Origin of the sequence: Actinacidiphila epipremni (assembly GCF_012034175.1) — a bacterium.
Classification (GTDB): Bacteria; Actinomycetota; Actinomycetes; order Streptomycetales; family Streptomycetaceae; genus Actinacidiphila; species Actinacidiphila epipremni.
The window spans coordinates 1-26,623 of the sequence record NZ_JAATEJ010000034.1; the positions used below are offsets into that span (position 1 = coordinate 1).

Genomic DNA, 26,623 nt, shown 5'->3' on the forward strand with positions numbered 1-26,623 from the left:
ACGGCCCGATAGGTGTCGCGTCGTCATGCCTGACGGCATGACTGTGGGTAAGTCAAGGTTCGGGCCCTGGCGGGCCCGAGTTGGTGGTGCTGGTACCGGGAACGGGATGGGCCTGACGGCCCATGAGGCAACGGTTCGGCGTTGCTCGGCTTCTGGCGAGCCGAGCTTGAGAGACCGAGGAACACATGGGGCGCCTGCCGGCGCCCAGTGATGTCAAAGGTTCTGGTTTCACAGTTATTTGAGTTGGCTCTCCCCTGCCGGGGAGAGCTCAGCAAGGTTCGGCGTTGCTCGGCTTCTGGCGAGCCGAGCTTGAGAGACCGAGGAACACATGGGGCGCCTGCCGGCGCCCAGTGTGGAGTCCGGCGGCACGTTGCCGACCCGTCACGAAAGCAGCTACGCGTGAGGGAAGTCCTTGCTGACTGTTCATCACACCGGTCTGGTGGTGCCTCGCTCGCCCGTACCGGCGTGGGCCGCCCAGGTACGGCGATCGCGTCGATCCGGTCAGCGCTGACTACCAGTCCGCCGGCGCGCTTGCCGGTGGCGTCCGCGTCTTCTCCCGGAGCTGCAGGCAGCCTCGCGTTGCTGCTTCGCGCGGCTTGGTTTCCTGATCGACCGCCATGGTGATGGCGGTCGCGTGCCAAGGGGAACGCGTCTCCGAACCAGCAGCCCGATTACCGGGACTCGCCGGTTTCCGGTTCCATCATAGACTTCTATGAAGTCTATGATGGAAGCATGACCCGTCGGCTCGAACCTCTCGCGCACGGCGTGCTGGTTCTCCTGCGTCGCGACGCCGGATTAAGCCAGGTACGGCTTGCAGAGAGGGTGGGGGTGTCGGCCCGGCAGATCGCGAACTACGAGCAGGGGTGCCATTCGCCCGCTCCTGGCACCCTGGTCAGGCTTGCTGAGGCTCTGTGCACCTCCCCTCAGGCTCTGGCCGGGGTCCCGGTGGGTGAGGAATCGCTCGGGGATCTGCGGCGCTTTGCCGGCCTGGATCGGGTGCGGGCCGTACGCCTGCTCAGGAGCCGACTTCCGGAGGGGCTAGGGCCAACGGAGTGGAAGCTGCAGGCCATTGAGTCCGGTCAGGACGTCGTGGCGTGGATGGACCCTGCACTTCTCAAGAGAGTCATCGCGGCGCTGGCGGAGACCTATGGCGTTTCACCCGACGTCGTCCGGCGCAGCTGGTTCCGTGCGTTTCCCGGTCAGGCCCACCTCCTGCGGGAGGACATTCCTGGGGCCGCGTCGCCGAAGCCGAAGAGTCCGTCCCGCGCGCAGCAGGCGTGGCGTGATCTCAATGCGCGGCAGCGTGCGTACCTGGCGGCCTGTTTTCGGGAGGATCAGCGCGCCGAGCGGGAGGCGGAGGAGCATCGTTCCGCAGGGCGTGATCCGGGGCCGGCTTCCCAGTGGCGGCGCGTTCCGTTCGCAGTGAGGGCTGATCCGGCGTTCACTGCGTACACCGATGTTCAGGAGCGTCTGCGAGCTGAGGGCCGGCACGATGCCGGAGCGGGTGCGACGCTGCATGCCCTGGCGCGGCGCGGGCTGCTGAGGGTTAGTGAGGACCAGGTCGAGGTGTTCCCTGTGGGTTTCGTGCCGAGGGTCGTGGTGGAGATGACGCGGGTGGGCCGGGCGTGTGCGCGGGCGGGGCTGCGGGAGGGGGCACCGCGGCGGCCGCCCGGGGGTCTGCTTTCGGAGTGGTTGTGGCGCGCGCTGGTCAAAGTGGCCGAGGCGGGAGCTGATGGGTTGGCGGAGGACGACCTGTGGGGCAGGGCGAAGTTCTATCTGGGCACGGGGTACCGGCCACGTGGTGTGCTCAGCCGCGGGTACATCGACTGCGTCGCTGTAGAGGAGAGGCCGACTGGGGCGGGGCCTGGTCGGAGTTTTCACTGGGTGGTGACGGCGGCTGGCCGGTCGCACATCGCTGAAAATCTGCAGAGGTACGAGGACTTGTATCCGCGGAGGGATGCGGGGAACTGATCCGCACGGAGAAGCCAAATTCGCACACTTGATTGATTTAGGTGGTGCGCGCTGGATTGTCAGTGGTGCCCTCTACAGTGCCCGGCATGGATTCTTCGACAGTCAGCGGCTTATCGGATGCTTCCGTCCGGCACATGGTGATGGCGTCTGCGGCGATGGCGGCCAAGGCGCTCACCGATACTGAGCAGCCGCCCGAGGCGCGGCTGCGGACGCTGATGGACGCGCACGGCCGCGTTCTGGCTGCCCGCAGCCCCGGCGTCCCTTTGCCTTTCGGTGTCTTCCGGGAGTTGCTGAGTGGAGATCTGTCGAGGCTGCTGCCCGACACGGTTCCGGCCGAGGAGATGGACGGCGTCCGACTCATCGCACCGGACGGGAGTTTCGAGGAGGACTACTTCGACCTGCAGGTCGAACAGCGGGTCGTGCTGCGGGCGTTGGCGAAGACCACCCGGGAGGGGCGCACGACCAGCACGGAGATCCTCGAGGCGGAAATGGATCAGGATCGTGTGTTCTCGGCGCTGAGGAAAAGGATGGACCAGGATGCCTACGTCCACGGTCGTTCCAGTCTGATCCGCACACCGGCCGGGCCGGACAAGGACTTGCGTCGCCTGAACCTGCCCAGCAGTGTCGCCGAGTTCTACCGGCCGATCACCTTCGATGCTGTCTGGGACCGCTGGTGGTTCGCGTGCCCGATCTGCCGCTGGCCCATGCGGGTCACCGTTCACGCGCGACGGGGCGGCGCGAGGACGGGCAGCGTGCGCTGCTTCCATCGGCCGCATACCGCTTGGGGTGCCGCGTTCACGTTCAAGATTCCCGAGCTGGGTCGGCCGCCCGTACTGGTCCCCGGCCCTCCCCCAGCCCGGCCTGTCGGCGAGCAGGCGGTGCTCTTCGCCGATACTACCGGGCATGTGCCCGAGCCCCTCCCTGCTGAGGGGCACAAGGCCCTGTCACGGGGGGTGTGGCGCTGGACCACCATCCCCGGGCTGGTGGAGATCGCCCTGTACGACGCGCTGGCCGAGCGGGGGCTGGAGCCGCAACTGTGGCCCGACCTGGATGCCTACGACCTGTACGTGCGGGCGGGGAAGGGACGGGCCGTCAGGGAGTTCCGTATCGATGTCAAGGACTACACCTCGGCGATCCTGCTGGCCAAGAAGGTGCAGGCGGACGGCGGGGACGCCGGTGGAGCCGACTGGCTGGTGGTGCCCGACTACCGGGAATCGAGCCTGCCGCTGCTCGGCAGGGTCTGCGAGGAGTTCGACCTCGACGTGGCGACAGCGGGCGGGATCGGCGCGCTGATCTGCCGGACGGCAGGTGTGCCGTGGGCGTGAAGCTGTCGAAGAGCACCGGCGCGGTGGGAGCCGCGCTGGCGCTGGCCGGCCACTACTTCCCTGACCGGGACGAGGCCGGGAACGTCCTGGCGCGCTTTCGTCATGCCGCGTTCCTCCTCAGCGGCCAGCTGGACAAGTGGGCCGGCTGGCAGGATCTGCCGCACGAGGAGAAGCAGAGGATCGGCCAGGTCACGGCGTCTGCTCCCGAGGAGCTGGCCGGGCTGGGAGTGTTCACGTCCCGGGCACGGTCACTGCTCGACGTCGCCCCGGGTGAGCCGCCCGCGATCCCGTTCACTCCGGCGGACGTGGTGGAACACGCCGAGGCCGCGGTCCCTGTGGTGGGCGGGGATCCGCTGGACTACGTTGACCGGACGCTGGCCCGGCTGTGCCGTGACCACCCGCGGCGCAGGCCCGTCCCGCCAGCGACGCCGGGCATCTGGCTGCCCCGCACGCAGTACTCCGCCGGGGCGGGACTCATCCAGGGCAGAACCACTATCCCCCTGTTCGACAAGGCTCCCCCGTCCGCGCAGTCGGCCGATCTGCCAGAGGTGCACACGGTGCCCTATCAGGCCGAGGTCCCCGTGCCCACCGGTGAGCTCCTGGAGCTCGCCGGCCGTATCGACGAGCGCTACCTGCCCGAGGACCGCTACGTGCAAGCGGTGCTGGCCGGCCTGTTCGCACAGTTGCACACCACCGACAGCGTCGCCGTCAGGGACCTGATCCAGCTGCTTTCCGGGGGGCTGGAAATCCTCAACGCGCCCACCGGTACCGGCAAGAGCGTCATGGTGCGGGTAGCGGCCTCCTGGTTCGCGATCAACGGCAGGACCCTCACCATCGTGCTGCCGACGGTGGAGGCAACGCTGTCCGCGGCGTGGGACATCGAGCAGGACCTGCGGCATCTGGGCCGGCCGGAGACATGCACGCCGCTGATGTCGCCGTCGCGGCTGCACGAGCGGGCGATGAAGGTCGCCGCGCGCATCGAGGGTCCGCTGCTGGAGCAGCCGGACAAAACGGCGTGGAAGCTGGATCAGCTTTCGTACGGATGCGCGCTCAGTCATCACACGCAGTCCACCCATCCCTATCCCCCGGGTGAGGAGCCGTGCCGGCCGCTGATTCCGCTGCCGCCGGCCTCCGGGCTCGCGTCCTGCCCGTGGATGTCGACCTGCGGCAAGTACGAGCAGCACCGTCGCGCCTGCACGGCCTCGGTAGTGGTCACCAACCACCACAACTTCATGGTCGGCCGTTTCCATCTCGGGATCCTGCTGGACGGACGGGCGGTGGCTGACCTGTCCGTCGCGGAGTTCGCCTTCCGCCGCTCGCACGCCCTGATGATCGACGAGGTCGACCAGTTCCAGTCGACCGCCCTCGACCTGTGCTCCAGCGAACTCGTCCTGGACTCGCGGCGCCAGCCGGCCGTGCCCCTGCGCGAGCTGGACGAGGACAAAGCCAAGCTGCCTCCCGAAGCGGTCAAGGCACTGTCCCCCACGATCTCGCACGCCCGCTACCTGTCGGAGTTCCTCCTGGCCAGCATCTGCCAGAACCTGCTGCACCTGCGGCACTACGAGGGTCACGGTGCCGCCCGGGACCGGCCCGGCGTCAACAGCACCGGATGGCACCTGGCCGGCAGCCGCGACCGGCGCCTGATCTCACTGCTGTTCCCCGACCAGGGCATCACCAGCGAGCAGGAGATCCCCGGGGAACTGTTTGACACCCTCAACGCACTGCGCCCGGCCCATCCCGGCACCGGCGAGGAGCCCTCGCCTGACGACAGCCAGCCCGTGCTCGAGCCGCACCTGGTCACGGTGCGCGACCTGCTGGGAGACCTGCTGGCGCCGCGCGGAGAAGACCTGCTCGCGCAGGTCCAGCTCGACCTCCACGACGCGCTCGAGGACACCGTGAAGGACCCGCACGAGCGCAGCGAAGCCGTCGAACTGCTTATCGTGCGGATGTGGCTGGCCGAGCTCGACGACACTTTGGCGCTGCTGCGCAACAAAACGGCGCAGCTGCGGTCGGTCGGCCTGCGCTCGGCACGCAAACTCGCGCAGCGCCTGGAGACCGGTGTCGCCGGCAGCATCCTGCCCTACGGCATGCTCGGCAAGGCGATCGTCGGCTACCGGATCACCGGTCTGGACAACCCTGAGAAGAACGCCGAGCTGACCGCGCAGAGCATCAGCGGCGACCCGCACACCTACACCGCGCAGCTCGGAAGCATCGTCTCCCTCGCGCTGGCCGGCACCGAGCGTCCGGTGATGGGCCTGTCGGCCACCGCCTACTTCCCCCAGGCTGTCCGCGAGCACGTCCACGCACCCGTCAAGTGGTGGATGACTGACGCCGCCCCGGACAGCATCCGTGCCCGCCGGCACATGATCACCAACTCGGTCACCAACAAGGCCATCCAGATCTCCGGCCTCCCCCAGCACCTCAAACGGGAAGCCCTGATCACCCTCGGCGACCGCCTGTACGACACGGTGATCCACAAGGAGCTCGCCCGGATCGCCCGTACCGATCCCGACCGCGCGCACGCGGCGGTCGTCGTCAACTCCTACGAGCACTGCCGCCATGTGGCTCTCGGTATCCACTCCGCCGGCCAGTACACCGGGGGCCTGTGCGTGGCCGTCCCTGCGGACCGGCGATGGCGCGACAAGCTGCCCCCGCTGCCGCCCGGCATCGTGGAGCTGACGCCGGACGAGTTCGAGGACTTCCCCAACCGGGGCACGATCCTGGTGGTGCCGATGGCCCGCATCGCCCGCGGGCTGAACATCGTCATTGGCACCAAGTCCGCCATCACCCCGGTCTACCTGTGCACCCGCCCGCTGGCGCTGCTGACCGACCCCGCAGAGATGTACGCCAGCGTCAACGCCGCAGGAATCGCCGCCCTCGCAGACCACGCCGGCGCCGACCCCGTCGACGGGCTGCGTGAGGCCCGGGCGGCGGCCTGGGCCCGTTTGGGCATGATCATGAGGTCCGCGCCGGGGTTCATCAGCACCGCCCACGCCCTGCAGGAAGAGATCGTCGCCGGCATGGTCGTCGACATGATCCAGCTCGCCGGGCGGGCCCGCCGCGGCGGCACCGACATGACCCTCCACCTCGTGGACTACGCCTTCCACGAGGACTCCTGGCAGTCCGATCTCGCCGGCATCCTGCGGCGCATGCACCGCCGCTGGTCCCCCGACGTCCGCCGGCAGATGAACGCCATCTACCGGGAGGCACTCGCCGCGTTCCTGGCCTACGCCGGCATCGACCCCGACGACGACCGCCTGTAGATCCGCACCCGCCCTCGCCGAAGACATCACGAAGGAACCCGTTCCATGCCCTCACAACCCACCCGGCCCCACCTGGACACCCTCGCCTACCGGTGCACCCCCACCCTGCTGGACGGAGCCACCGTGTACCTGCGGGAGTTCCCCAAAGGCGTCACTTCGATGTGGACGCTGCTGGACAAGCAGTACAAGGACATGATCAGCCGGGAAGAGGCCCAGGCCCCCCATTCGGTGCTCACCAGCGCCCTGCGCTGCTTAACCGGCGGATACGTGCAATTCGACCCCAAGCAGGGATTCCTCGCCACCCGCCACCGCGTCAACGACGACACCCTGCGCGACGCATTCACCCTCATGCACGGTCTGATCCTTGGGCGCGACATCGACGACATCGACCTCAACCGTCCCAGCCCCCTGGCCGAGCGGGTCGCCGAAACGCCCCAGGACGAGCGGCTCCTGGCCGACTACCTCACCGTCTCACCCGGTCGGCAGCCCGACGCGCCCAACTGGGTCTACCGCACGGTTGCCTGGGACCTGTCCCAGCGGCTGGCCCGCACAACATGGAGCGTGGACGGCCGGCAGATCATCTTCAGGTCCGACAGCAACGGCGGGCTGGTCGCCTGGGACCAGCCCTGGACGAACAAGTCGAAAACGGCGCACGCCCTGGCTCGTATCCGCCTGACGATGAAGACCCTGCCCAACCTGACCGACCCGCTCATCCTCGTCTCCGCCCAGTCCACCCGCGTCGCCAGCCGCATGGCCTACACGCGCACGGTCCTGGCCGAGCAGGCCGATCCGGCGCTTCCGCTGGTCGAAGTCGAGATGGCCGGCCGCGGCCGGGTACGCCGCGTCCACCGCATGGCCCTGCAGACCCTGGCCCGCCTGGGCATGGACCACTCCGTCTTGCACGGCGTCCAGCAGCGCGTCGACGCCGAGCAGGAAGCCGAGGCGGCGGCAGCGGCGGCCGAGAGGGGTTCAGGCAACCCGCAGCCCCCCGTGCGCGGCCCGGTCGAACTGGGCAGCGTCCGCCCCCTGCACAGCAAGAACTTCTCCTTCCCGATCGGCCGCGGCGTCGGCATGCACCACCTGCGCGAACTGCACCGCCACTTCGGCGACGTCCTGGGCGCGGACAGCCCGAGGATCGTCCAGGACGCCCGGGCCCGCGGCTTCAAGCAACTGGCGCAGGCCGAACTTGCCGTCAAACCCGACGACATCGTCCGCTCCCTGGACGCCATGGGCTACGCGCACCTGCGCATCGTGTGCCTGTGGTTCCGGGACGAGAACCGCACCCGCATGCTGCACGGTCTCGCCGGCGTCTTCGGCCTCGACCCCCAGGCCCTCGACCCCGCCGAAGGTATACCTGTGCCTTTGGACGGCGGGCACGTCAGCGCGGTCTTCCATCAGGTCCCCACGTTCCTGGCCCACAGCCCCGCCTCGGGCCGCATCGAGGACATCGAGCACGTCACCTCCCTCAAAGCCCAGCCCGGCACCCTGGTCGGGGTGTGGGCCGAGACCGAGTTCGCCGCAGGCAGCGACGAAGAGGAACCGGAACCCGGCACCACGGACGACAGCCAGACCAGCACCGGCAGGCCGGCGCCGGATGAGGACGCCAAGTACCGGGCGCGCCGCACCCTGGCCGCGCTCGGCGCAGTGTCCCAGTTCACCGGCGACCGCAAGATCCCCAGGAAAAAGAAGAAGGACTCCGACAAACCGGCCGCTGACCACCAGGTCATCTCCTCTCTACTGGACCTGTGCCGCAGCCTGGGCATCATCGACCGGCGTATCGACCAGGTCATGGTGGATGCACACGGTCCCTACAAACCCGGCCAGATCGCTCACTGCGGCATCCACGTACGCCGCCAGAGCCGCCAGGGCAAGGACCGGACCGCGAAGATCTGCATCACTGCCAGCGTCCTCGTACCGCCCGCTGCCGAAGGCGGCGCGTGGACGCTGCACGGCTGGAGCTACACCGACCGGACATGGCGCCCCTACCACCAGGCGCAGGCCGCGTTCCACGCCGAGCCGTACCCGACCGGCAAGATGACCGAGTTCGACGACGACAACCAGGGCTACAAGAAAGTCGCCGCCCTCCTCGACCAGTCCCTCCTCGACCTCGCCGACTTCCTCGGCGGCACCCCCTACACCGTCACCGTCGACGCAGTCGGCGTGCGCCGCCTGTGGATGGGCCTGCACAACAGGCGCCAGGGACAACCCTCCCAGCCCGGCACCACCTGGCTGCCCGGCAGCACCCTCGCCCCCAGGGACCGCCCCCTGGCCGTCATCCGCATCAACAAAGACATGGACGAGGTGCCGCGCCCGGTCCAGGTCAGCCACCTTGACGAAGAGGGCACGGCCGTGCGCACCAACAAGGTGACCAACCTGCTTTACCAGGTCGAGCCCGACCTGGGCACCCCCACATGGCTGCTGGCCACCGTCCCCAATCAGTTCGACGGCGCAGGGGCTGGACGCCTCGGCGAGGACAAGACCCGCTGGAGCGCCGACCCCGGATCATCCGACCCCAAAGACCGCCGCAAGAACGAAGTCCGGGCGCCCTGGTACACCATGACCGCCACCGAGATCTACCCCATCATCGCCGCCACCTCTGCGGGCCTGGAGACGGCCCCGATCGAACCCCAGTCCCTGGCCTTGATGGCCGCCCGCCTGTGTCACCAGCCCCTGGCCTGGGCCAACCGCACCCGCTACCCCGTCCCCCTGCACGCCGCACAGCAGATGGACCTCGACCACCCGCAATACCGCCGCACCGCGGTGCCCGCCGACCAAGACGCCAATGAGACCGGCGAGCGCTCCATCAACAGCAGCCCTGTCGAGGAGCCTGAGAACTGAACCAAGAGCATCCTGGGCGGGGGACGAGAGCAGGATCTCCCTTCCCCGCCCGGGCCGACTCCGCACTGTCGACCGACCACATCCGGCGCCGCGCAGGAGACCATCCTTCGCGCACAACCGCCGAGCGGCGTACGCCCTGCGCGCGGTGCTCGGCGGGGGCCGCCTTTGTCTCCCTTCCCAACCCCCTCTTCGAGGCCAAGCCATGCTCATTTCCCCTGACACTGCGCAGCAGATCCTTACCGATCTCACCGAAGCCGGCCCGGTACCGGCCGCGCCCGCGGGTCTTTCCCGCTACTGGTTTCTATCCAACGGCCACGTGCTCATCGGTGACGCCGCCATTCGCGGCTACAAGCACAAAGGCCAATGGCGTCTGGATGACCGTGACGTCCGGCGCGCCGGAGTCAAACTTGCCTCCCTCGAAGTCCAGTTGGACGACACCGTCCCACTGCTGTCGCCTCACCACTCGGACCAGCCTGCCGAGGGCGACGGCTGGCGTCAGAAGATCGCCAACTGGATCAGCCACACGCAGTATTTGCACCGCCATGCCCAGAAATGCGGCTGCAATGTGCTGGGATGCTGCGAAGTCCCCGAGGCCGAGGCGGCAGATGGCGACCTGCCCGATCCCCTCGCTCTGGAGAATCTTCCCGGCGGCTATCGCCTGATCATCGCCAGCACCCGGCCCGGTCCCCTGCTGACCTGGTCCGGACAGCACTGGCAGATCCCCCGGGCCTACGCACAGCTGCTGACCAATGCGGATTCCGTCCAGGCGAGCCTCAACCAGGCCGCATCCATCTGCCGCGACTGCGGTGCCGAGGCGGACGTGCGGCAACACCGCACCTCAAGCTCCAGCGGATTCATCACCCGGTGTGCCGCATGCGCCGGCAGCCGATTCCAGACCTACACCGGCCACCTGAGAGGCGTCGCCTACAGCTCTCTGTCGAAGAACACCCGCGCCGGCGCCTACCTGTGCTGCCTGTGCGAAGAACCCCGTCCCGCCTACTACTTCGACCACTGCCACCAACACCATGACATCCGGGGCCCGGTGTGTGCCAGTTGCAACACCTACGAGGGGGGCGGCTTCAACTACTTGCAGCGCAAGGGTTCTCTGCAGCACCTGCTGACCTGTACCGGCTGCCGCCGAGAACGCACCCTCCCCCCACGCCACCACGCTGAGATCGTGCTCCTGACCTTCCAGCCCGAACCACACGAAGGGTGCGCCACGCACAGCATTGCCTGCAACCACTGGCCCGGGCCCAACATGCGCTGGGTACAGAAGGTGCCCGCCAGCGAGGTACGCAGTATCGTGCGTGCCTTCGTCGATCGCGCGCTGGGCGAACAGGGTGATGAGTCGTAGCCATCCCTGGGCGTTGAGTACTTCGACCGGGCCGACCGCCGAGGCCGCGCTTCCCACCGTGCCCGCGGTGCCGATCATCGCCGAGCGGAACAGCGGCACGTTGGCTCAGTGGCCGCTTTCCTCGAAGCCCGGGGCGACGTGGTCATCACCGCACACCAGACTCCTCTATGTCGGTGATGTGGCACGGTGGGGGCAAAGTCACGCGATGGCGGCGCAGGCTACTGATCCACTGGCCCAGGCATACCTGCTCGGCGTCGCGGTCCCCGATGCGACGCTGCCGAGCATTCGGACGTGCCCTGCCTGGCGGCGTCAGTGAGCCGCAGGCGGCCGCGGCCAGTCGGTGCCTTCGACCGCGGCGTCCAGGACGTCGCCGAGTCGCAGCCAGGCTGTGGGCCCGGCGTAGGAGGCGGGGCTGTCGGCGAAGCGGGCCCATGCTCCCTCGCTGTCGCCCAGGGCGGACAGCACCAGCCTCGTCACCTGCGGATGCGCGGTGTCGAACCTGCTCCCGCCAGTGCTCAGCGCCGTCCAGGCCGGCAGGGCGCGGATCAGGTCCTCGGGCGGGTCCGGCGAGGCGAGGGCCAACCGGGTCCAGCGCTCACGGTTCTGCGGTCCCCCGCCGGCCCGGCTGCGCAGCTCGGCGGTGATCCTTACGAGCGCCTGTGCGGGGGTGCTGTGCAGGGCGAGGATCTCGGCGAACGAAGACTGGGAGTGTTGCGCGGCGGAGATGAAGGACAGCAAGGCCTTCTCCACGAGGCTGTCGCTGTGGTGGCGTTCCAGGTAGTCCCGCAACGCTTGCTCATCGACGCGCGCCAGCTGCGCGGCGGTGACCTCCTGCGGGGAGCCAAGGGCTGCGGCGCGGTGTGTCGCTGCGGTGTCGTTGAGCATGCGTCGGATCGTGGCACGCAGGTCGTCCAGCTCCCGTTCCTGCTGGCGTGCCTCGTAGCCGGAGGCGCCCGAGCTGTAGCCGGTGTGCGGCCGCAGGTGCGGCAGCGCGGCACCCGCCTGCTGGCGGACGTCGTCGGTGATCTGGGGCAGGTGGACCAGCAGCATGTGCAGCCAGCGCAGTTCGTGTGCGTGGGAGGTGGCGTAGCGGCTCGTGTCGGGCTCCCACAGGTGCAGCGCGGGAAGCGTTGTAGTGGCGAAGCTGCGGCCGATCCGGGTCAGGAGGTCTTCGGACGCCTGCCAGTCCCGTGGCTGGCCCCACTGCCGGGCCTGGGCGGGATCGAGCAGGTACCGCCAGGTGCTGTGCGTGCGTTCCGCGGCCCACGAGACGGCATGGCGGGCGCCGATCTGCACAAGTCGCCCGTGCGCGTCGTCGAGGTAGAACTCGACTTGCTCGCAGCCTGCGGGCGGCAGGTTCGAGAGGACGTCGCGGAGTTGGTTACGGACTTCCAGCACTGGGGTATTCGCCGCCAGCAGGCGGCATACCCGGGTGACGGCCTCCGCCGTAGCGAAAGCGGCCAGGTCCTCGGCAGCGGCCTCCTCCAAGAGGCCGGGCTCGACGTCCCAGGGAAGGGTTCCCAGGAGGTGGTCGCGGATGACGCTGCGCGCGGGTGTGTCCCCCGCCCACGCCAGCAGGCTCCGCGCGCCTCTGACCTGGGCGTTGACGACGGCGCCCCACATCTGCTCCCACGCCTTCACCGCATCCCGGTACAACCGGAAGGCCTGGGCTGGGCGATCACCGTCCCCGCCGGCCTCTGCGGACTCATCGAGCGCGGGCCGGGTCGGCAGCAGGTTGAGCGCCGCGGCCAGGACGATGTCGGGCAGGCCGGGCGCGGCCAGCAGCAGTTCGGCGGTTCCCGGGTTCTTGAGCCGGTCCACGGTCATCGGCTGCGGCGCCGGTTCGCACTGCCCGAGGTGGGAGGCGACAGCTTCGGCGAGACGGGCGGAGCGCGAGCGGCGCACCAGTGCGCCCAACTGCTGGGCGGTGCAGTTGTGCAAGGCCTTGTCGCGTACAGGCTCGGTGCACGCGGGGTGTGCGAGGGCAGTCGCGGCCACCTGCCCGGCAGTACTCCACTCCGGGTCCTGGTCCTCGCGCAGACCAGACTCGATGGCCTGCTCCAGCAGCCACTGCGGCGCAGTCTCGCGCAGCGCGCCTTCCAGGAGCGCCAGCAGCAAGTCGTCCCGCGCGGCACCCTCGGGCAGGTTCTGGACACGCTGCAGCGCCAGCCGCACAGGCTGCGCCTGCGGTCCCGCCTGCCCGGCCAGCGCCGCCAGGAAAGCCGGCGGCAGTCCGGTGCGCATGTCGTCGCTGGTCATCGAGACCTTTCTCGCAGTGCAATGCCGTTGCCGGGGCCCATCCTGGCCCACCGCAGCTGCGCTGGTAGGGAGAACCCGGAACCCGCTTCTCCGCAAATCCGCATGGGCCAGTGTCCGGTGTCGTGCGGTGTCATGCAGGGATCGGCTGTGTGAGGCTGCGCGGTTGTCTCTTTTTAGGGTCGTCCACCGCATCCCAGCGAAAGCCCGTTCAGGCCGCGTCCGCCGCTGGCAAGCGGCATCCGGCCTACTGATGCCTCATCGGGCCCTCCGGGAATCAGTATCGGTTGGCGCAGAGGCCGGGCAGCCGCTGCGGATGCGCCGCCTGCTCCCGAGTGGCGCGCCGCGGTCGCCTCAGATGCCTAAATTACGACAACTGTCCTGGACACAGAGCGCGTTCGTGTCCGGGCAGGTCGGGCATGGTTCTCGGCTTCACTTTGCGGATCGCATCACGGAGACGGCCGTGCCGGCAGTACGAGCCCGGTGCAGCATCAAAGACGCCGCAGCACAGCAGGTCAGATGCTGCCCACACGCGGATCTGCACACCCGCCGCAAGCCCCGGTGGAATGACAGGCACGGATTTCTGCCTCGGGTTGCACGGGCTGCCCCGGCGCGGGCATGGCTGGTGAAGCTCGTCCACCCGTGCAAGGAGATTGCGGTGAAAGGTCGTCGCTGGCTTCCCGGCAGACGGCACTGCGTAGCGCGGGTCGTGCCGGTCCTGCACGCGGAGACCATGTGACCGTGCGAGCCCGGATCTTCAGGTGCTGGACTGCGCTGCCACTGCGGCATGTGGGGCGGAACGGGGCATCCGGGGTCCGGGGCCAACCGGAAGTGGGCGAGCGGTCAGGATGGGGATCAGCGATCACCCAGTGGTCCTCAAGACGGCACGGCAAAACGGTGAAGCCGGAGCGGCGGTGGTCAGCAGTACGGCCAGTGGATTCCCTGTCCGCCGCCTCTGATCGCACGCCATTCAGGAACGGGGACCCGGCCGGCGGCGGCATGGATCCAGCCCTTGTGGTGGTAGACGTGGGTGAGGATCGCGTCGAGGACGTGCCAGTCGGCATGATGCCCACAAGCGCCACACCGGTTCGGGTTGAAGCTGCGGCCCCGCTGCCAGGCGGGCCGGTCATACAGCTGCGCCGCGACGTCTGCCGTGTCACCGTCCGGTGCCGCCAGGATGCGGCGCGCCATGTCGACGGCCTCGGGGAAGTCCGTGGTGGTGAACTCCTCACCGCGCGGCCGGTACGACGGCAGCAGCCCGAACACCCACCACAGGGAGAACGAACACCGCTCACACGGTGCCTCGTAGGCCAGCACATCCACCTGCAGCGAACTCACCGCGCACCCTCCTTTACATGGCGATCCTGGCACACACCGGTCCTGGCGCCGCAGGAAGTCCGTCCCGCACCGAGCAGGTCGCCTGCGTCGCTGCCCCGGTAGGCGGCCGGGACGGCGAGGCGCTGGTCGGTGATCCTTTGCGTCCCCGTGGAAACGGCCGTTACTCCCGGTTCGTGGGAGATCTGTCAGTGGTGGCCTTCACACTGGGAAGCCTGCGCGAGTGGTAGGGGGCGAGGGAGCCGGCATGGATCAATCGCGACAGTGGTGGCGGAGCGTTCTGTCCAGCGACTGGACGGTGTTCGCCCTGCCGGAGGACCTGGTGCGGGAACGCTATACGGCCCTGCTGGCCGCGTTGGAGGAGTTGTCCACCCGCGGCCCGATGTGGACACCGGCTCAGATCCTCGACCAGCTATGCACCGTGGGTTACCACGACGCGCTGGCCGAGGAGCAGTTGCTGGCGTCGCTGGAGCAACTGGCCAGGTGGGATCTCGCCAAGCCGTTTCGGGACTATGCGGCGCCGGTGCGCAGCTACCGCGGGGTGATCTCGCGGCAAGAGGCCTGGGCGTTGACGCTGCGGGGGCGGGCGCTGGTAGCCGCTGTGCGGGCAGCGGTGCTGGATTCACGTCGTGCACTGCAGTTGCCGAGCCGGTTGCTGGACGGTGTGGAGCAGACGATCCGCCGGATGCTGGAGCATTTCGGAAGCGATCCTGGGCTGCTGACGGGTGATCTCGATGATGTGCGGACCCGGATCGACGAGCTCCAACGCGTGACGGCCGACTTCTACGGTGCGCTGGCGCAGATGGTCCAGTCCGATGTCACGGACGACGACGTGTTCGGCAGGAACCGGGACCGGGTGCTCGAGGCGCTGCGGCAGTTCCCGCGGGAGTACGGACGCGCGCTGCGGCGGGTGGGGGACGCACTGGCGGCGTTGCGGGAGACGGGCCACGGACCGGTCGTGGAGACCGCGGCCGTGCACGCGGGTCTGGTGGATCCGGCCGAGCAGCAGCACTGGGTGGACGAGCGCATGCGTCGCCTGGCCGACTTGGAGGCGTGGTTCACACCCGACGGGACGATCTACCGGCTGATCGCTTCGGCTACCGGCGCTGTGCACACGCTCCTGATCGCGATCGACCGGCGTTACGCGGCCAGGAGGAGGGGCGCGGATCTGGGGGCCGACTTCCGCTCTGTGGCACGCAGCCTGCACCGGCAGGGTGGCGGGGAGCAGGCGCGGCGCGTGTACGGGGCGGCGTTCGGCGATTGGCCGGCGTGGCACGCTCAGATCGGGCCGGCCGAGGAGGACGTGGCGCACGCGGCGGTGGCGGCGGCCGGGATCGCGGCGCACCGCGTGGAGGTGACGCTGCGTGAGCACGAGCGGGTGGGGCGGCCTGGTGGCAGGCCGCGGAAGCTGGCGGACACCGCCGTGGACCGCCAGAGCGCGCTGGCGCAGGCGCACGAGGAGGCGCAGCTGCGTCGTCGGTTCGCCCGGGTGCTGGTGACGCCCGGGGAGGTGGGGCTGGAGCATTTCGCGGGGTTGGCGGCGGATGCTTTGGTGATCTTGCTGCGGGCGATTGAGGTCGCGCGGCAGGAGTTCGACCCCGAGCTGGGGTCAGGGTCCGCGGTGGCCGAGGGGGCCAACGTCGTGGTGCGGGTGCGTCCGGGGACGGCGGGCCGCCAGGTCCGTGTGGAGTTCACCGAAGGGGTGTTGACCGGCCCGGATCTGCGTATTCGTGTCGATGCGAGTGAGCGGGCCGGAGAAGCGGTTGTGCAGGGGGTGGCATGAACGGCGAGGCGTTGGAGGCCGATCTGCGGGATGCGGCCCGGGTGCTGGTGGACCGGGGACGGGTTCGGGCCGAGGCCGAGCCGGAGCTGTACCGGGCGGCGGTGAAGGGGCAGGCCGCGCTCGCGGGGCTGTTCCGCTCGGAGCTGGGCTGGACGCTGGAGGTGCTGGAGGTGGCGCAGCTGGTCCGGCTGCACAAGCGGCGTGTGGATGTCCCGGGTGACCGGGGGCCTGCGGTGGCTCGCGGCGGGGGCCGTCCGGTGCTGCTGTCGCAGGAGGCGCTGGTCCTGGTGTGCTTGGTGTGTGAGCAGTTGTGGCGGCGGCCGCGGATGAGCGTACGGGAGTTGATGCAGGCGCTCGCGCAGGTGTGCGCGCAGGAGGCCGCCTCGGGTGGGCTACCGCGGGTGCAGTGGGTGGCCGGGGAGGGGATGTCGAAGCAGGAGGCCCGCTGGCACCGGCAGAACCTGGTGGACGCGCTGCAGGTGCTGGAGGCGGAGGGTTCGGTGGAGGCGGACTCCGACCTGGAGCGGGTCGTGGTGGACGAGGACGCCGACCTTGTGGTGACAGCCTTGAGGGACCGGCTGGCGGCGCGGTTCTCGTCGTTGTCCCCCGCGTTGCTCGGCCTGGACGAGCTGCCCGCGCAGGAGCACGCGGCGGCCTTGTCGACCGCTTCGCTGCTCGACCCGGTGGCTCCGGCGCCGGACCAGGTGGCATCGGTGGAGGAGCGGCGGCTGCAGGCGCTGCGGCGGCTGGTGGACGACCCGGGCGTGGATCCCTTCGACGAGCAGACGCCGGGAACGGCGTACCTGCACACGCTGGCTGGCCGGGAGCGGGGGCTGGCGTTGCTGGCCGGCTTGGGGTTGGGGGTGAGCGTGCGCCGGGACTGGTGGGAGGTCACCGATCCCAGTGGGCTGGGAACCGCGATGGACTTCCCCAATGGGCGGCGGATGGAACGGCAGGCCGCATTGGCGTTGCTGGCTCACCTGGCCGAGCGGGACCGGGCCGGCTTCGTGGTGCAGGTGGGTGACGTGGTGGAGCTGCTGGAGGAGGTGCGGGCGGTGATGCCGAACTGGGCGGCCGGGTACAAGGCGCAGTTGCCTGCGTTGGCGCGGGCAGCGATCGGTGAGCTGGCGGCCGCACGGCTGCTGGTGCCGATGGCGGGTGAGGCGGAGCAGTGGCGGGCGACGCCCGGGGTGCACCTGTGGCGGGTGCGGGTGGCGCACGCGGCCCGCGGCACGGCGGGGCCCGAGCCCGGCGGGACGTCCGGTATCGAGCCGAGTGAGGGGGACGCGTGAGGATCGCCGGGAACGGGCCCGTCGGGGCCGGTGACGTCGGACTGGGGGTGCCGGTCGCGGAAGGCCGGTGGCAGCCCACGCGGGCCGGGGTGGTGAACTCCTGGGCCTGGGCCGAGGAGGAACTGCTGTTCGCCGACGGGTGGCTGACGCTCGCCGGGCCGAACGGATCCGGGAAGTCCTTGTCGGCGTCGATGCTGGTCACGGTCCTGCTGGACGCGGATGTGTCGCAGACCGCCTTGTCGGTGTCGGGGAAGGCAGCGGGAACGTTGCTGAGCCGGCACACCGACCGGGACGAGCAGCAGGACCGCACGGGGGTGTGGTGGCTGGAGTACGGGCGGCGCACCGGAGGCGGGGCTGTGGAGTATGTGACGACCGGGCTGTGGCTGCGGTCGGTCGGCAAGGTGGTGCACCGGGTGTTCTTCCTGGCGCGGGGGCGCGTCGGGGAGGGCTTGCGGCTGCAGGTGGACCGGGAGCCGGTGCGGATCGGTGACCTCGCCGCGCAGTTGGCTGCCTGCCAGGGGCATGCCTTCACCTCCAGCGCCGCCTCTGCGACGTCGAACCGGGCCCGGTTGTCGGAGCATCTGCGGGTGGTCGGGGACGAGCACGACTACCGGCGGGCGGTGCGCGAGGAGCTGTTCGCGCCGCTGGACGAGGTGCAGTTCGACGCACTGGTGGGGGTGCTGCGCAGTCTGCGCAGTGTGCGCACGGCGGAGGCGATCTCCGCGGCGGAGATGGGCCGGCTGCTGTCCAGTGCGCTGCCCGCGCTGGACGGTGAGCGGCTGATGGTCATCGCTCAGGCGATGGAGCGGATCTCTGAGCTCGAGGGCCAGTTGGACCGTGCCCGGGCGGAAGAGAAGCTGCTGCAGGGCGCCGAGCGGGCCTATCGCCGGTATGTGGAGGCGGTGGCGGTGGTCGAAGCCGCCTCGCTGATCGCGGCGAACACCCGATTCGACGCGCAGACCAGGCGTGAACGCCAGGCCGGTGAGGAGGTGCAGCAGGCCGCGGGGCGGTAAGCCGAGGCCGTGGAGCTGCTGGCCGGGACGCGGGCCGAGATCGGGGAGTTGGAAGGGCAGAAGGACGCGGCGCAGGAGGAACTGCGCGGGCACGCGGGCGCGGTCCTTCCGCAGCGCGAGGAGCGGGCGGTCGAGCTGGCCGCCGCCGCCCGCAGGGCGGCCCAGCAGGCGGACGAGGTCGGCGGCGAGGCTTCCCGGGCCGAGGGCACCGCCCAGGAGTCGGCCGGCGGCGTCCGGTCGGCACAGGGCGCTGTATCCGCGGTGTCCGGGCCGCTGCGGGTGGTGGGGGGCCGGCTGGGCGCGGATGCAGTCCTGGAGGGGCTGCTCGCCCTCGACGAGCACCTGGTGGGGGCCGAGGCCGCGGCAGTGACTGCGGGCATGGCCGACGAGGCGTGCGCGGCGCCGCTGGCGTGGGTGGACACGCGGCTTTCCCAGGTGCGGAAGGTGGAAGCCGCACTCGGGGACCACGCGACGGCGCAGGGACTGGCCGTGGCGGCGGCCGCCGATCTGCGTGAGGCCGAAGGCGTTGAGGAGACCGACCGGGCCACGGCCGACCAGGCGGGCCACACACGGGCACAGGCCGAGGACACGCTGCTGGAGGAGCTGCGGCAGTGGGCGCAGGCGGCAGCGGAGTTGCGCGGTCCCGCCCTCGACCTGCTTGTGCGGGACGGTCGCGGCGACGGGGAGCGGTTGCCGGTCGGGAAACTGACGGCCACGCTCGCGCAGGTCGCGGGCGAGGCGCGAGCAAGGATCGACACAGCAGGGCACCACCGGCAGGCAGCCGCGGACCACGCGGTGGCTGAGCAGGCCGCTCGAGCGTGGGAGCAGACACGCACACAGTGGAAGCAGGAGCACGGAGCGGCGGAAGAGGCCGCCCGAGCGTTGCGCGATGCCCAGGACGAGGCCCGGGAACGGGACGCCGCCGAGCAGGAAGCCCGGGAACAGCACCAGGAGACACACCGGCGGCAGGCCGCACAGGCCGAGGCTGCCGTCATCCGGGCTCAGGAGGCAGCAGGCAGGGCCGGATCGGCGACCGCGGCGGCCTGGGAGCAGTGGCAGGGCCTGGTCGGCGTGTGGCGGCGCGGTACGGTCTTGATCGACGCCGGCATGGTGCCGGAGCCGGCCGGGAACGGGACCGCGGTCGATGCCGCGCAGATCGTCGCGCAGATCCAGGTGGCCCTGGAGCGGGCGCACGCAGCGACCACCGGGCGGCTGCAGCGTGCGGTCGACACCGCCGACCAGGCGGCCGCAGCCGCGCAGGAGACGGTCCGCGACCTGGAGCGGCAACTGGAGCAGGCCCGGCAGGCGGCGCCGGTGCCACCCGCACCGCTGTGGCGCAGCCGGCAGCCGATGGACGGCACCCCGTTGTGGGCGCTGGTGGATTTCGCCGAACACCTGGCTGACCAGGCCAGGGATCGCCTCGAGGGCGCTCTGCTGGTCAGTGGCCTGCTGGACGCGCTGGTCCGCTCCGACGGGCAGGCGGTGGCCGGGGATGTGACCCTGCGCCCAGGAGCTGCGGTGGCACCGGGGGCGAGCCTGGCGGACGTGCTGCGGCCCGATGCGCAGGGCCTGATCGCGCCCGAACGGGTCCACCAGCTGCTGCGGTCGATTCCCCTGGACCCCTCGGCGGGCGATCAGGTCACGATCGCGGTGGCGACCGCGGCCGCACCGGCCGGCTACCAGGCGCGGTTCATCGGGCGCAGCGCCCGCGAACGCGCCCGGCTCCAGCACGTGGCCGGCCTGGAGCAGCAACTCGACCAGGCACAGGGAACGTTGCACCGGGCCCGCGACGAGGCCGCGCGCGCTCGTGCCCAGGTCAACGCCGCCGCGGTGGAGCGGGACGAGTTCCCTTCCCCCGCCGGGTGGGAGCAGGCCCGCCAGCGGTGGCAGGACCTTCTCGGGGCGCTGCAGGAGACCCGCGACCGATCTGCCCAGGAGATCCGCCTGGCCGAACGCGCCCTGGCGCAGCAACTGCACATCCTGGACACGGCCGCCGCGCGGCGCCGCACCGCGCTGGAGCTTCTGGCCCAGGAGGCACGGCACGCCGAACAGGTGGCGGCCACGGCCCTGGACGCGGCCGCCACGGCCGAAGGCAAGGCACGGGAGGCAGATGGGGCCGCGGCCGCCAGCCACGCCGCGTGGGAGCAGGCGAAGCAAGCCCAGGCGCAGGCCGATGCCGAGCAGGCCGGTTTCCCGCTGCTGGAACCGGTCTCCTCGGCTCAGCAGCAGGAGGACGACGCGGCCGAGCAGTTGCAGCACGCCATCAGGCGCACTGCCGACACGCGCGAACGGCACCGCCGGGCCGCAGAGGCCGTGCGTCAGGCGCTGCGGGCCTTGCACCGGGCCGCCGACGCCGGCGGCGGCACCGTGCTGCCCACGGATCCGAAGGCGGCCGACGCCCACCGCGAGGACACCACCGTGATGTTCCGGCAGGTCGAGGCCTGGCGCAGTGCCGCTCGGCGGGTGATCGACCTCGCGGGGCGGGCACGCCAGGACGCGGCAACCGCCGGGCGCTGGCAGGCCCTGGCGGCCGACGCCGCCCGGGAGGCGGAGCAGGCCGCCGTAAAGGCAAGGCGCGAGAAGGCGGCAGTGGAGGAGATGCGGCGCCTGCACGGCGCCGCGTACGAGGAACTGCGCGCCTCACTGCAGGAGGTCACCGGTGCGCTCGACCGTGCCCGCAGGCGGGTGGAGGAGCTGCAACGCGCCAAGGAGAAGGCTGCTGCCGACGCGGCGTCGGCTAGGGCGCGGTTGGATGAGGTCGCACCGCTGCGCCAGGCGGCCGAGGAGCACCGCGATACCTGCCTCACGCAGATGGGCCGGCTCGTCGACGAGGGCCTGGCCCTGGCCGGTGAGGACATCCCCACCGGGCCGGAAGGCCGGCCCGCGAACCTGACCGCGGGACTGGCCTGGGCCAGGCACCTGCTGGCCGACCGCCACACCGGGCCGAGCGCAGGAGTGGGGGCGGATCGGCTCACTGCGGCGACCCGGACCCGGGACAGTGCGCTGAAGGCCCTCGAGGGCGCCGCCCGCAGCGCCAACAGCACACTGGCCCGGTTCAACCGGCAGGTCATCCTCACCAACGTATCGGGCACCAGCTGGCAGCGTGCCGAGGTCGCCGATCCGGCCGCCGCCCGCGGCCAGGACCTGCGCGCGGCGGTGGAGGCGCTGCGCGCGGCGGTCTCCCAGCTGGAGCAGGACCTGCGCGCCGACATCAAGAAGGCCATCAAGACCAGCATGTTCGCCCAGTTGCAGCGCGACGTCCAGGTCCGCCAGGACCTCGCGCAAGACCTGGTGAAACAGATCGGTTTGACCTTGAAGGACGTGCGGACCGGGGTGGCGCAGGTGGGCGTGAAGGTCGAGTGGGCGGTGCGCAAGGACGCGGACGCGCAGACCATGGTGGAGCTGGTGAACAGTCCCCCCTCGGACGAGATGTTCGAGCGGATGTATGACGTGCTGCGGCAGCGGATGGACGAATCCGTCGGGGACACCTGGGCGGACCGGGTCGCGCACACCTTCGACTACCGGGCCTGGCACGAGTGGACGATCTCGGTGACCCACTCCTCGTTCGGCGACGGAGACGGTGGCCGCTTCAAGGAGGTCAAGCCGCGCGGCGTGAACCCGCTGGAGACGCTGTCGACCGGGGAACGGCGCCTGGCCACAATGCTTCCCCTGCTGGCGGCCGCGTGGTCGATGTACAGCGGGGACTACCACGGGCCGCGGCTGCTGTCGATCGACGAGTTGGACGCGGCGTTCGATGACGTGAACCTCCGGCAGATGCTGGGACTGTTGCGCCGGTGGCAGTTCGACGTGCTGGCGACCGCGCCCTCGATGACCCCAGTGATCAAGAAAGAGGCCGGGCAGGTCGTCATCCACCAGGTCGTCACCAGCGGAAAACACCGCGTCACGGTGCCGTGGCTGTGGCAGGGCCACGGAGAGGCGCAGCCGCTGACACTGGACCTCGGCGAGGACTTCGAGAACGGAGGAACGGCCGGCTGATGGGCACGACATGGGAATGGGTCGCGGGCGATGAGGCGCTGGCCCCGCTGTGGGCCGCCGTGCACGACCGGCTGTGCGCCGGAACGGATCCGGCGGCGATGGCGAGCGTGCGCGTAGCCGGACTTCCGCCGGCCGGGGTGGCGGCGTTGCGGGCGTGGCTGGACGACGCAGGGCGGCGGCGCGGGACCTCCGCGGTGGTTGTGGACGCGGCAGGGGCGCGGGTTCCGGTGCGGGCCCTGTGCCGGGCGCTGCGGCTGGAACCGCAGGACTTGGTGGCGTTGGTGGAGCAGGCCGTGGGGCGGCCGGTGGTCGACCGTGCACGGCAGCGCACGGCCGAGGCGGCGCTGCGCCAGGATGTGTGGCAGTACGCGGCTGCACGGCTGCCGGCGTGTCCGGGGCTGGTGGCGCGGATGCGCGCCGCCGGGATCGGCACCGGCGAAGGCGCGCAGGTGCGCAGGCTGGTCGACGCCCTGGCCGCCGTGGCGGCACGGTTGCCGGCCGACCCGCCGGTATCGCTTCCCAAGCTCGCCCACGACACCGCCGGTGACCCTCATTTCTTCGACCTCGACACCCTCGCCGGCAGCCGGCTTGTCGCCCTGGTCGCCGAACTGACCGGGCAGGTGGAGCCGACCCGGCCGGACCGGATCCGCGCGTTGCTCGAGCAGACCGGGGTGGTCCCCGACCGGCTCACCGCCACCGTGCTGCTCCACCGTGTCCAGGCGGTCGGTGAGGGACCGGTCGACCGGCGCCTGCGCGAGGCGGTCGCGCCGGTCGCGCTGCACTTGTTCGATCTGACCCGTACTCCCCCGCGCCTGGACCCGGCCCAGGTGCTCACCGTGGTGGAGAACCCCTCCGTCCTCGAAGCCGCCCTCGCTCGCGGCCACACTGCGCCGCTGGCGTGCACCAGCGGACAGTTGCGCGCCGTCGACCACGCCCTGCTGCAACTCGCCGTCGACCAGGGCGTGGCACTGCGGTACGCAGGCGACCTGGACGGGCCGGGCCTCGGCATCGCGCACACCGTCGTCCGCCTGTACGGCGCCACACTTGTTGCCATGGACCTGGCCACACTCCACGGCGCGGGCCCGCAGCCGTCCGCGGTACCGCTGGGCCCGCTCCCCACCGAACACATCGACCCGCAACTCGCCCACGAACTGAGCAACGTGGGGCGGGTGGTGTTCCAAGAACACGACGCCATCCTCGGCCGGCTCCTCCCGCCTGCCTCCGTCTGATGGGGCTCGTACGCCGTGGCACACCCCTGGCCGCTGCCGTACGGCGGGGCGAGGCGAACCCGTCCACGGGAACAGTGCGGCGCGGAGTGACATCATCGACGGCCTGCGCACTGACGGCGAGCCCTGAACCGGCCCGGCGGTGCGGACTGGTCCCCTGGCGCGAAGGAGCAGACACGTGACGAAGACCATGGTCGGTTCGCACGAGCCGCCGGACGGGCCGGAAGGCTATCTGTGCGACCCACACGCGGAGCGTGCCGTGCTGGCCGCAGTCATGTCCAGTGGCCCGCTGACGCAGCACCTCGTGTCGGTGCTGGAGGAAGGGGACTTCACCGACGCGATGCACCGGGACATCTTCTCCGCTGCGGCAGCGCTTTCCCTGCACGCGGGCCGCATCGACCCCATCATCGTCATCGCTGAAGCGGGGCGCCGGGGACGCCCATTGCCAGCCGACACGGTCCATCGGCTCGCTGCAGCAGTGCCACCAGGAGCCACAGCAGTCCATTACGCGGCGATCATCCGCGATCTGACAGCCCTGCGCCGCAAGGGCACCGGCGTGAGCGGTGAGGACCTTCCTTACATTCCCTTGCGCGGATTCCTCACCGACGATGACGTGTGATCGCTGCCCGGTCGAGTTCAGCCGGTAACTGAGGCCCACCAGGGCCTCGTTGGGGGGACTCCTGTTTGGCCCAGCGCATCCCCAGCGCGCTCAAAGCATCCGCGTGCTCGGGGGGGAGCGTAGCGTGGCGGCGGCGCTGGTTACTGATCCACTGGCCGAGGCGGACGGGTCCTTCCTCGGTGTCCTCGGTGTGGCGCTGCGGGACCTCGAGGTGGCCCGCGCGGGCGTGGAATGCGGCGGCCGCAGCCAGCATCTGCTGGAAGGTGGGGCGGCGGCGTGCCCGGGACGCGACGGGTTGCTGGGGCGGGGCGTGCGGTGTTTCGAGGTCGGCCAGCAAGCGCTGCTGATGCGAGCGAAGGCGCTCACGGTGGGTGCGCTGGGTGTGCAGCCACTGCATGAGTCGCGCGCCGTCGGGGGCCTGTTCCAGGGCGGTGCCGGCCTGCAGGTGGTGCTGGACGGTGCGATAGGTGCGTTGCCAGGTCTGGGACCAGGGCGGGTTCCACCAGGGGTCGAGAGCGGCCAGGGCCGCAGTCCGCTCGGCGATGAGCCGGTCGGCGCGGAAGCGCTGCGTTGCCAGCCAGCGGCCCAGGGGGAAACCGTCGTGCTGCTCGTCGACGGGGGCGGCGAGGTGACCGTGTTCTTCGGCCCAGGCGGTGGCGTGGGCGTGTCCGCGGTCCCATGCCTGGCGATGGGGCTCCCAGATGATGCCGAGGCGTTCCAGGGCGGCGGTGCGAGCCGGACCGAGGGCGCCTGTGGTGTGCAGGTGGCGTTGCCAGGTCAGCCATCGGCCCAGCGGGTAGCCGCTGGTGTCCTCGAATGCCTGAGGGACGTCGAGATGGTGGTGGGTACGGTGGTAGCGGCGGGCGGCTGCAAGGCCTGCGCGCCACTCGGCGCTCTTGGGGGCCAGGACGCGAAGCGAGAGGGCCAGGGCGATCTCGTCGCTGCGGACGGGGTGGTCGAAGCGCAGCCATGCGTCGGGGTCATCGGTGGGCCCGGTCAGGGAGGGACGGTCGGTACGGGGGTCGGCCAGCCGCGCTTCGAGGCGGTCGTCGTGTGCGCGCAGGGCCTGAAGGGTCTTCCACAGCGGGGTGTAGGCGTCATTGTTGATCAGGTCGTCGATGTCTTCGCCGGGGGTGGTGTAGACGGGGACGATCAGGGTGGCCTTCTTGCCGGCGCCAGGGGTCTGGCGCAGGGCGCGGCCGACGGCCTGGACGGTGTCGACGGGGCTGTCCTTGGGGTCGGTGAAGGCGACCGCGTCGATGGCGGGGACGTCGATGCCCTCTCCCAGGACGCGAGCGTTGGAGAGTACTGCGGTGGAGCCCTTGGGGTGTTGGGCGAATTCCATGAGCAGGCGGCGGCGGACCTGCGGGGTGTGGTCGCCGCTGATCCACTGCGCCCACAGTCCGGCCGGCTGGAGGGTGCCGGGGAGGCAGTGCGCGGTGTCGGTGAGTGTGGTGGCGAAGGCTCTCGCGTCGGCGACGCGGTGGTGGAAGGTCAGCACGCGGCGCAGGTGGTGGTCGGCGATGGCGCGCAGGACGGCGACCTGGCGCCCGGCCAGGCGCACGCCATCGGCGCCGGCGCCGGGTCCAGTAGCGAGCCAGTCACGCAGGTCTTTGTCGGTGACGACGGGGACGAGAATCTGGTAGTCGGCCAGCAGTCCGAGGTCGATAGCGTCGGACAGGGTCAGCCGGTAGGCGACGGGACCGAAGACGGCTTCGTCGTCCATGGAAGCGACCGGCTCGTCGGACCCTTCGTCGCTGCCGTCGTCGCGGTCCCAGACACGGGGGGTGGCGGTCAGGTAGAGGCGGCGGGCGGCGGGGATCTGGTCGTCGTGGTGGATGGCTGACCACGCTTTGCCCAGGCGGCCGGCGGTGCGGTGGGCTTCGTCGACGACAACCAGGTCCCAGGCCGGCAGGTTGAATGCCTGGTGGGCGGAGGCCACGGCGTGCAGGGAGGCGTAGGTGGCGTACACGGTCACCGGGCCCGCAAGATCACCGGGCAGGCGCGCGGCGAGTTCCTGTGGGGAGGTCGTCATGGGCGTGTCGCCGCCGACCGGGTCGTGATCCAGGGCCTGGCGGGCGGAGCACACCGCGACTGCGGGCCCCTTGCGGCCGGCGGCCCGCCACACCCGGGCGGTCTGGGCCAGCAGGTCGAGGGTGGGGACCAGGACCAGGACGCGGCCGCGGGGTGTCAGGCGGGTGGCGGTGCGGGCGGCGATGAGGGTTTTGCCGGTGCCGCAGGCGGCGATGACCGCGGCGCGGGGCTGTTCGCGCAGGACGGCGGCGGTGGCGGCGACAGCTTCCTTCTGGTGAGGCCGGAGCTCAATGTCGGAAAGGGCCATGACGAGTGTGC

Annotated in this window: 14 protein-coding genes; 11 read left to right on the plus strand and 3 right to left on the minus strand. The window is 70.7% G+C overall.

Going from position 1 to position 26,623, the window contains the following annotated elements; all coding sequences use genetic code 11:
• The first annotated feature begins 732 nt into the window (after positions 1-732).
• From HCN08_RS30780 to HCN08_RS30800, 5 genes are all read left to right on the plus strand, one after another.
• Positions 733-1,971 (plus strand): helix-turn-helix domain-containing protein, encoded by a 1,239-nt coding sequence (locus HCN08_RS30780; protein WP_167986596.1) that lies wholly within the window; start codon positions 733-735, stop codon positions 1,969-1,971.
• Positions 1,972-2,057: 86 nt separating this feature from the next.
• Positions 2,058-3,296: a restriction endonuclease-related protein gene (locus HCN08_RS30785; protein WP_240970593.1), complete on the plus strand. Its 1,239-nt coding sequence runs from the start codon at positions 2,058-2,060 to the stop codon at positions 3,294-3,296.
• Positions 3,293-6,559 (plus strand): ATP-dependent DNA helicase, encoded by a 3,267-nt coding sequence (locus tag HCN08_RS30790; protein WP_322974791.1) that lies wholly within the window; start codon positions 3,293-3,295, stop codon positions 6,557-6,559. Before HCN08_RS30785 ends, HCN08_RS30790 begins: the two co-directional genes overlap by 4 nt.
• Positions 6,560-6,604: 45 nt before the next feature.
• Positions 6,605-9,397 (plus strand): RNaseH domain-containing protein, encoded by a 2,793-nt coding sequence (locus HCN08_RS30795; RefSeq protein WP_167986598.1) that lies wholly within the window; start codon positions 6,605-6,607, stop codon positions 9,395-9,397.
• Positions 9,398-9,599: 202 nt separating this feature from the next.
• A complete protein-coding gene (locus HCN08_RS30800) occupies positions 9,600-10,751 on the plus strand; it encodes an endonuclease domain-containing protein (protein WP_167986599.1) in 1,152 nt (383 codons plus the stop codon).
• Positions 10,752-11,060: 309 nt separating this feature from the next.
• On the opposite strand, the gene HCN08_RS30805 is transcribed toward HCN08_RS30800, so the two are convergent.
• On the minus strand, positions 11,061-13,010 hold the full coding sequence (locus HCN08_RS30805) for a hypothetical protein (RefSeq protein ID WP_167986600.1): 1,950 nt from the start codon (positions 13,008-13,010) through the stop codon (positions 11,061-11,063).
• A gap of 915 nt (positions 13,011-13,925) precedes the next feature.
• Positions 13,926-14,345: a hypothetical protein gene (locus HCN08_RS30810; RefSeq protein WP_167986601.1), complete on the minus strand. Its 420-nt coding sequence runs from the start codon at positions 14,343-14,345 to the stop codon at positions 13,926-13,928.
• 244 nt (positions 14,346-14,589) lie between these two features.
• Between HCN08_RS30810 and HCN08_RS30815 the strand changes: the two genes are divergently transcribed.
• From HCN08_RS30815 to HCN08_RS30840, 6 genes are all read left to right on the plus strand, one after another.
• Positions 14,590-16,125 (plus strand): DUF2397 family protein, encoded by a 1,536-nt coding sequence (locus HCN08_RS30815; protein WP_167986602.1) that lies wholly within the window; start codon positions 14,590-14,592, stop codon positions 16,123-16,125.
• A complete protein-coding gene (locus HCN08_RS30820) occupies positions 16,122-17,417 on the plus strand; it encodes a DUF2398 family protein (protein WP_167986603.1) in 1,296 nt (431 codons plus the stop codon). Before HCN08_RS30815 ends, HCN08_RS30820 begins: the two co-directional genes overlap by 4 nt.
• Complete coding sequence (locus HCN08_RS30825) at positions 17,414-18,430, plus strand: hypothetical protein (RefSeq protein ID WP_167986604.1); 1,017 nt, start codon at positions 17,414-17,416, stop codon at positions 18,428-18,430. Before HCN08_RS30820 ends, HCN08_RS30825 begins: the two co-directional genes overlap by 4 nt.
• A 9-nt stretch (positions 18,431-18,439) precedes the next feature.
• Positions 18,440-22,426 (plus strand): SbcC/MukB-like Walker B domain-containing protein, encoded by a 3,987-nt coding sequence (locus HCN08_RS30830; RefSeq protein ID WP_167986605.1) that lies wholly within the window; start codon positions 18,440-18,442, stop codon positions 22,424-22,426.
• Entirely contained in the window at positions 22,426-23,655 is a 1,230-nt protein-coding gene (locus HCN08_RS30835; RefSeq protein ID WP_167986606.1) for a TIGR02679 domain-containing protein, read from the plus strand. The genes HCN08_RS30830 and HCN08_RS30835 overlap by 1 nt, the downstream gene beginning before the upstream one ends.
• Positions 23,656-23,830: 175 nt before the next feature.
• Positions 23,831-24,271: a DnaB-like helicase N-terminal domain-containing protein gene (locus HCN08_RS30840; RefSeq protein ID WP_167986607.1), complete on the plus strand. Its 441-nt coding sequence runs from the start codon at positions 23,831-23,833 to the stop codon at positions 24,269-24,271.
• On the opposite strand, the gene HCN08_RS30845 is transcribed toward HCN08_RS30840, so the two are convergent.
• Positions 24,252-26,612, minus strand: a complete 2,361-nt coding sequence (locus tag HCN08_RS30845; protein ID WP_167986608.1) for a DEAD/DEAH box helicase — start codon at positions 26,610-26,612, stop codon at positions 24,252-24,254. The genes HCN08_RS30840 and HCN08_RS30845 overlap by 20 nt on opposite strands.
• Between the last annotated feature and the right edge of the window lie 11 nt (positions 26,613-26,623).

Excerpts from the sequence above, each read along its gene's own strand:
- HCN08_RS30815 (WP_167986602.1), top strand. The coding sequence starts at position 14,590 with ATGGATCAATCGCGACAGTGGTGGCGGAGCGTTCTGTCCAGCGACTGG.
- HCN08_RS30785 (WP_240970593.1), top strand. The coding sequence starts at position 2,058 with ATGGATTCTTCGACAGTCAGCGGCTTATCGGATGCTTCCGTCCGGCAC.
- HCN08_RS30835 (WP_167986606.1), top strand. The coding sequence starts at position 22,426 with ATGGGCACGACATGGGAATGGGTCGCGGGCGATGAGGCGCTGGCCCCG.
- HCN08_RS30800 (WP_167986599.1), top strand. The coding sequence starts at position 9,600 with ATGCTCATTTCCCCTGACACTGCGCAGCAGATCCTTACCGATCTCACC.
- HCN08_RS30820 (WP_167986603.1), top strand. The coding sequence starts at position 16,122 with ATGAACGGCGAGGCGTTGGAGGCCGATCTGCGGGATGCGGCCCGGGTG.
- HCN08_RS30845 (WP_167986608.1), bottom strand. The coding sequence starts at position 26,612 with ATGGCCCTTTCCGACATTGAGCTCCGGCCTCACCAGAAGGAAGCTGTC.
- HCN08_RS30795 (WP_167986598.1), top strand. The coding sequence starts at position 6,605 with ATGCCCTCACAACCCACCCGGCCCCACCTGGACACCCTCGCCTACCGG.
- HCN08_RS30780 (WP_167986596.1), top strand. The coding sequence starts at position 733 with ATGACCCGTCGGCTCGAACCTCTCGCGCACGGCGTGCTGGTTCTCCTG.
- HCN08_RS30805 (WP_167986600.1), bottom strand. The coding sequence starts at position 13,010 with ATGACCAGCGACGACATGCGCACCGGACTGCCGCCGGCTTTCCTGGCG.